At 68.7% G+C, this 5,435-nt stretch carries 3 protein-coding genes; all 3 read left to right on the top strand.

The window, feature by feature from the left end; all coding sequences use genetic code 11:
• Positions 1–3,624 (top strand): glutamate synthase-related protein (locus ACIY1X_RS24405; protein WP_399685730.1); only part of this gene is annotated, 3,624 nt, incomplete at its 5' end.
• Positions 3,625–3,650: 26 nt separating this feature from the next.
• Complete coding sequence (locus ACIY1X_RS24400; RefSeq protein WP_399685728.1) at positions 3,651–5,129, top strand: glutamate synthase subunit beta; 1,479 nt, start codon at positions 3,651–3,653, stop codon at positions 5,127–5,129.
• A 136-nt stretch (positions 5,130–5,265) separates the two neighbouring features.
• Positions 5,266–5,435: ATP-binding cassette domain-containing protein (locus ACIY1X_RS24395; protein ID WP_399685733.1), on the top strand; the 170-nt coding region annotated here is incomplete at its 3' end.

Raw genomic sequence — 5,435 nt, 5'->3', positions numbered from 1 at the left:
GACCGCAACGGCCTGCGCCCCTCGCGCTACTGCGTGACCGACGACGACCTGGTCATCATGGCCTCCGAGTCCGGCGTGCTGCCGGTGCCCGAGGCCAAGATCGTGCGCAAGTGGCGCCTGCAGCCGGGCAAGATGTTCCTGATCGACCTCGACCAGGGCCGCATGATCGACGACGAGGAAGTCAAGGCGACGCTGGCCCACAGCAAGCCCTACAAGCAGTGGATCGAGAACCTGCGCATCCGCCTGGACGACGTGGAGCCGAACGCCAGCGACATCCCGGTGTCCGAGCCGGGCACGCTGCTGGACCGCCAGCAGGCCTTCGGCATGACGCAGGAGGACATCCGCTTCCTGATGGCGCCGATGGCCACCAACGGCGAGGAGGGCATCGGCTCGATGGGCAACGACAGCCCGCTGGCCGTGCTCTCGGGCAAGAACAAGCCGCTGTACAACTACTTCAAGCAGCTGTTCGCGCAGGTGACCAACCCGCCGATCGACCCGATCCGCGAGGCGATCGTGATGTCGCTGGTGTCCTTCATCGGCCCCAAGCCCAACCTGCTGGACATCAACCAGGTCAACCCGCCGATGCGCCTGGAGGTGAGCCAGCCCATCCTGGACTTCCAGGACATGGGCAAGCTGCGCGAGATCGAGACGCACACGCAGGGCAAGTTCAAGAGCTACACGCTGGACATCACCTACCCGCTGGCCTGGGGCCACGAGGGGGTGGAGGCCAAGCTCGCGTCGCTGTGCGCCGAGGCGGTGGACGCCATCAAGGGCGGCAGGAACATCCTGATCGTCAGCGACCGCGCGATGAGCCGCACGCAGGTCGCCATCCCGGCGCTGCTGGCGCTGTCGGCCATCCACCAGCACCTGGTGCGCGAGGGCCTGCGCACCGCGGCGGGCCTGGTGGTGGAGACGGGCACCGCGCGCGAGGTGCATCACTTCGCCGTGCTGGCCGGCTACGGCGCCGAGGCCGTGCACCCCTACCTGGCGATGGAAACCCTGGTGGCGATGCACAAGGACCTGCCGGGCGCGCTGTCGGCCGACAAGGCCGTCTACAACTACGTCAAGGCGATCGGCAAGGGCCTGTCGAAGATCATGTCCAAGATGGGCGTGTCGACGTACATGAGCTACTGCGGCGCCCAGCTCTTCGAGGCCATCGGCCTGAACAGCGAGACGGTGGCCAAGTACTTCACCGGCACGGCCAGCCGCGTGGAAGGCATCGGCGTGTTCGAGATCGCGCAGGAAGCGATCCGCATGCACAAGGCCGCCTTCGGCGACGACCCGGTGCTCGCCAACATGCTGGACGCCGGCGGCGAATACGCCTGGCGCACCCGCGGCGAGGACCACATGTGGACGCCCGACGCCATCGCCAAGCTGCAGCACTCCACCCGCGCCAACAACTTCGGCACCTACAAGGAATACGCGCAGATCATCAACGACCAGAGCCGCCGCCACCTGACGCTGCGCGGCCTGTTCGAGTTCCGCTTCGACCCGGCGCAGGCCATCCCGGTCGATGAGGTCGAGCCGGCCTCCGAGATCGTCAAGCGCTTCGCCACCGGCGCCATGTCGCTGGGCTCGATCAGCACCGAGGCGCACTCCACGCTGGCCATCGCCATGAACCGCATCGGCGGCAAGAGCAACACCGGCGAGGGCGGCGAGGACCCGGCGCGCTACCGCAACGAGCTCAAGGGCATCCCGATCAAGCAAGGGGCCACGCTCAAGAGCGAGATCGGCGCCGAGAACGTCGAGGTGGACCTGCCGCTGAACGAGGGCGACTCGCTGCGCTCGCGCATCAAGCAGGTGGCCTCGGGCCGCTTCGGCGTCACGGCCGAGTACCTGGCCTCGGCCGACCAGGTGCAGATCAAGATGGCGCAGGGCGCCAAGCCCGGCGAGGGCGGCCAGCTGCCCGGCGGCAAGGTCACCGAGTACATCGGCAAGCAGCGCTACTCGGTGCCCGGCGTGGGCCTGATCAGCCCGCCGCCGCACCATGACATCTACTCCATCGAGGACCTGGCGCAGCTCATCCACGACCTGAAGAACGTGGCGCCGCACGCCTCCATCAGCGTCAAGCTGGTGAGCGAGGTGGGCGTGGGCACCATCGCCGCGGGCGTGGCCAAGTGCAAGAGCGACCACGTCGTGATCGCCGGCCACGACGGCGGCACCGGCGCCTCGCCCTGGTCGTCCATCAAGCACGCCGGCAGCCCCTGGGAGATCGGCCTGGCCGAGACCCAGCAGACGCTGGTGCTCAACCGCCTGCGCGGCCGCATCCGCGTGCAGGCCGACGGCCAGATGAAGACCGGCCGCGACGTCGTCATCGGCGCGCTGCTGGGCGCCGACGAGTTCGGCTTCGCCACCGCGCCACTGGTGGTCGAGGGCTGCATCATGATGCGCAAGTGCCACCTCAACACCTGCCCGGTGGGCGTGGCCACGCAGGACCCGGTGCTGCGCAAGAAGTTCGCCGGCCGGCCCGAGCACGTCGTCAACTACTTCTTCTTCGTCGCCGAGGAAGTGCGCCAGCTCATGGCACAACTGGGCATCCGCAAGTTCGACGACCTGATCGGCCGCTCCGACCTGCTGGACATGAAGAAGGGTATCGAGCACTGGAAGGCGCGCGGGCTGGACTTCTCGCGCCTGTTCGCCCAGCCGCAGGTGCCGGCCGACGTGCCGCGCTTTCACGTCGAGAACCAGGACCACGGCCTGGAGAAGAGCCTGGACCAGCGCCTGATCGAGCGCTCGCGCCCGGCCATCGACAAGGGCGAGAAGGTGCAGTTCATCGAGACGGTGCGCAACGTCAACCGCTCGGTGGGCGCGATGCTCTCGGGTGCGCTGACCAAGGTGCACCCCGAAGGCCTGCCCGACGACTCCATCCGCATCCAGCTCGAGGGCACGGGCGGCCAGTCCTTCGGCGCCTTCCTGGCGCGGGGCATCACGCTGTACCTGATCGGCGAGGCCAACGACTACACCGGCAAGGGCCTGTCGGGCGGCCGGGTGGTGGTGCGCCCCAGCCTGGATTTCCGCGGCGACGCCGTGCGCAACATCATCGTCGGCAACACGGCGCTGTACGGCGCCACCACCGGCGAGGCCTTCCTGGCCGGCGTGGCGGGCGAGCGCTTCGCGGTGCGCCTGTCGGGCGCCACCGCGGTGGTGGAGGGCACCGGCGACCACGGCTGCGAGTACATGACCGGCGGCACCGTCGCCGTGCTGGGCAAGACCGGCCGCAACTTCGCCGCCGGCATGAGCGGCGGGGTGGCCTACGTGTACGACGAGGACGGCCAGTTCGCCTCGCGCTGCAACATGGCGATGGTGACGCTGGAGAAGGTGCTCACCAGCGCCGAGCAGACGGCCACCGTGCATCGCAAGCACTGGCACGCCGGCGAGACCGACGAGGCGCAGCTGCGCCGCCTGCTGGAGTCGCACCACCGCTGGACCGGCAGCAAGCGCGCGCGCGAGCTGCTGGACGACTGGGCGCTGGCCCGCACCCGGTTCGTGAAGGTCTTCCCCAACGAGTACAAGCGCGCCCTGGCGGAGATCCACGACCGCCGCGTCGAGCTGACCAGCAGCGGCAACAACGCGCACGTCGGCCTGGAGCCGCACGCCACGCGCCCGGCCGAAGCCGCCGTCTGAACACCGAGAAAGAACAGGAACGCACGATGGGAAAGATCACCGGCTTCATGGAATACGAGCGCATCGAGGAGGGCTACAAGCCCGTCCCCGAGCGCGTGAAGCACTACAAGGAGTTCGTCGTCGGCCTCGACCAGGAGCAGGCGAAGATCCAGGGCGCGCGCTGCATGGACTGCGGCACGCCGTTCTGCAACAACGGCTGCCCGGTCAACAACATCATCCCGGACTTCAACGACCTGGTGTACCGGCAGGACTGGGCCAGCGCCATCGAGGTGCTGCACAGCACCAACAACTTCCCGGAGTTCACCGGCCGCATCTGCCCCGCGCCCTGCGAGGCGGCTTGCGTGCTGAACATCAACAACGATCCCATCGGCATCAAGTCGATCGAGCACGCCATCATCGACCGTGCCTGGGAAGAGGGCTGGGTGGTGCCGCGCCCGGCACGCCACAAGACGGGCAAGAAGGTCGCCGTGGTCGGCGCCGGCCCGGCCGGCATGGCCGCGGCGCAGCAGCTGGCGCGCGCCGGCCACGACGTGACCCTGTTCGAGAAGAACGACCGCGTCGGCGGCCTGCTGCGCTACGGCATCCCCGACTTCAAGATGGAGAAGTCGCACATCGACCGCCGCGTCGAGCAGATGAAGGCCGAGGGCGTCGTCTTCCGCACCGGCGTGGTGGTCGGCGCCGCCAAGGACCCGCTGGGCAAGGGCTCCAAGGTCACCAACCTGGCGAAGGAGATCGTCACGCCCGAGCAGCTGAAGAAGGAGTTCGACGCGGTGCTGCTGACCGGCGGCGCCGAGCAGTCGCGCGACCTGCCGGCGCCCGGCCGCGAGCTGGACGGCATCCACTTCGCCATGGAGTTCCTGCCGCAGCAGAACCGCGTCAACGCCGGCGACAAGGTCAAGGGCCAGCTGCGCGCCGACGGCAAGCACGTCATCGTGATCGGCGGCGGCGACACCGGCTCCGACTGCGTGGGCACCAGCAACCGCCACGGCGCGGCGAGCGTCACCCAGTTCGAGCTGATGCCCATGCCGCCCGAGCAGGAGAACAAGCCGCTGGTGTGGCCTTACTGGCCCTACAAGCTGCGCACCAGCTCCAGCCACGAGGAGGGCTGCGAGCGCGAGTTCGCCATCTCCACCAAGGAGTTCATCGGCGAGAAGGGCAAGGTCACGGGCCTGAAGACGGTGCAGGTGGAGTTCAAGGACGGCAGGTTCGTCGAGGTGCCCGGCACCGAGAAGACCTACAAGGCCGACCTGGTGCTGCTGGCGATGGGCTTCGTCAGCCCGGTCGCGCCGGTGCTGGACGCCTTCGGCATCGAGAAGGATGCCCGCGGCAACGCCAAGGCGACCGTGGACTTCACCGGTGGCTACGCCACGAACGTGGAGAAGGTCTTCGCGGCGGGCGACATGCGCCGCGGCCAGTCGCTGGTCGTCTGGGCGATCCGCGAGGGCCGCCAGGCCGCGCGCGCGGTGGACGAATTCCTGATGGGGTTCAGCGACCTGCCGCGCTGACGTTGCCGCCGCGGAAACGCTCTGTTCCCTTGGAGGGGGCAGGGCGGGCGCCGGCGCTTCCCTTATCATTGCCCAATGCCCAAGCCGGGATGCCACCAGGTACCCCGGCTTTTCTGTTGGAAGGAACTTTTCGCCCTTGACTGCGCCGCTGGTCGAATTCCGTGACGTGCATTTCGCGTACAGCGACCGCGCCATCCTCGATGGCGTGTCGTTCAGCGCGCCGCGCGGCAGCGTCACGGCGCTGATGGGCGCCTCCGGCGGCGGCAAGACCACGGTGCTGCGCCTGATCGGCGGCCAGGAGCGCGC

The sequence above is a fragment of the Xenophilus sp. genome, from assembly GCF_044462705.1.
GTDB classification, from domain to species: domain Bacteria; phylum Pseudomonadota; class Gammaproteobacteria; order Burkholderiales; family Burkholderiaceae_C; genus Xenophilus; species Xenophilus azovorans.
The sequence above is the reverse complement of the archived record's forward strand: the minus strand, read 5'-3'. Positions and strand labels throughout refer to the sequence as shown.

Coding starts and splice junctions, on each gene's coding strand:
- ACIY1X_RS24400 (WP_399685728.1), top strand. CDS start 3,651: ATGGGAAAGATCACCGGCTTCATGGAATACGAGCGCATCGAGGAGGGC.